The sequence below is a fragment of the Pseudomonas sp. 2VD genome (genome assembly GCF_005503585.1).
GTDB lineage: Bacteria > Pseudomonadota > Gammaproteobacteria > Pseudomonadales > Pseudomonadaceae > Pseudomonas > Pseudomonas aeruginosa.
In genome coordinates this window covers 1-1,700 of sequence record NZ_SCND01000619.1, presented here as the reverse complement: position 1 = coordinate 1,700, position 1,700 = coordinate 1, and the positions used below count along the sequence as shown (strand labels likewise).

At 69.5% G+C, this 1,700-nt stretch carries 1 protein-coding gene; it reads left to right on the top strand.

Annotation, left to right across the window (positions count from 1 at the left end; translation table 11 throughout):
- A partial coding sequence (locus FFS27_RS32455; RefSeq protein ID WP_171019283.1) for a cobaltochelatase subunit CobN occupies positions 1-1,700 on the top strand: 1,700 nt, incomplete at both ends.

Genomic DNA, 1,700 nt, shown 5'->3' with positions numbered 1-1,700 from the left:
GCCCGTGCCTCGGCCGCGACTACGCCTGGCGCGAACCGCAGTCGCTGCCGCGGGTGGCGCTGTTCCATCCACGGCATGCAGAGGCGACCCTGGAACACTGGCGTGCCGACTGGCAGGCCGGGTGTCCGGTGGTCGCGTTGCTGTTCTATCGCACCCACCTGCAGGCAGCCAACACCGCCTTCATCGCACGCTTTTGCGAACGCCTCGCGGCGCAGGGGCTCAACCCGTTGCCGATCGCGCTGGCCAGCCTCAAGGAAAGCGCCTGCCTGGCGCAGGTGGAAGACTGGCTGGAGCGCAGCGACGCCGCGCTGATCGTCAATACCACCGGTTTCGCCCAGTCCAATCCGGAGGCGCCCGAGTTGCGTCCGTTCCGTCGCGACGTGCCGGTGTTGCAGGCGATCTGCTCGCTGGACAACCGCCCGCTCTGGCTGGACAACCCGCAAGGCCTGGGGCCGCGCGACCTGGCCATGCACGTGGCGCTGCCGGAGCTGGACGGACGTATCGTCACCCGGCCGATCAGTTTCAAGGGCCTGGCCTGGCGCAGCGAACGCAGCGAGAGCGACGTGGTCTGCTACCTCGCCGACGACGAGCGCATGGATTTCGTCGCCGAACTGGCGCGGCGCTGGGCCGAGCTGGCGCGCAAGCCAAACGCGGAAAAACGGGTGGCGCTGGTGCTGGCCAACTACCCGACCCGCGATGGCCGGATCGGCAACGGCGTCGGCCTGGACACCCCGGCGGCGGCGCTGAACATCCTTCGTGCCCTGCGCCAGCAGGGCTACCCGGTCGACGGACTGCCCGCCAGCGGAACCGAGCTGATCCGCCAGTTGCTCGGCGGCGTCAGCAACGACCTGGAGCATCTCGACCTACGGCCCTGCGCCCAGAGCCTGGCGCTGGACGACTACCTGGCCTGCTTCGCACGCCTGCCGGAGCGCAATCGCCAGGCGGTGCTGGCGCGCTGGGGCGAACCGCAACAGGACCCGATGTTCCGCGACGGGCGGATGATGGTCGCCGGCCTGCGCTATGGCCTGACCTTCGTCGGCATCCAGCCGGCGCGCGGCTATCAGCTCGATCCGGCAGCGATCTACCACGATCCCGACCTGGTGCCGCCGCACGGCTACCTGGCGTTCTACTTCTGGCTGCGCCACGCCTACCGCGCCGATGCCCTGCTGCACGTCGGCAAGCACGGTAACCTGGAATGGCTGCCGGGCAAGGGAGTCGGCCTGTCCGCCGAATGCTGGCCGGACGCGTTGCTCGGTCCGCTGCCGAACATCTATCCGTTCATCGTCAACGATCCGGGGGAGGGCGCCCAGGCCAAGCGCCGCACCCAGGCGGTGATCATCGACCACCTGATGCCGCCGCTGACCCGCGCCGAGAGCTACGGCCCGCTGCGCGACCTGGAGCGCCTGGCCGACGAGTTCTACGATGCCTCGCTGCTCGACCCGCGCCGCGCCGAACAGTTGCGCGGCGAGATTCTCGTCCTCCTGCGCGACAACCGTCTCGACCGCGAGATCGGCTTGCAGCTCAGCGACGATCCGGACAGCTGGCTGCCGCAGCTGGACGCCTATCTCTGCGACCTGAAGGAGTCGCAGATCCGCGACGGCCTGCATGTGTTCGGCGAATCGCCGAGCGGGCGATTGCGCCTGGATACCCTGCTGGCGCTGCTGCGGGTTCCGCGCGGCGATGGCAAGGGCGCCAACGCC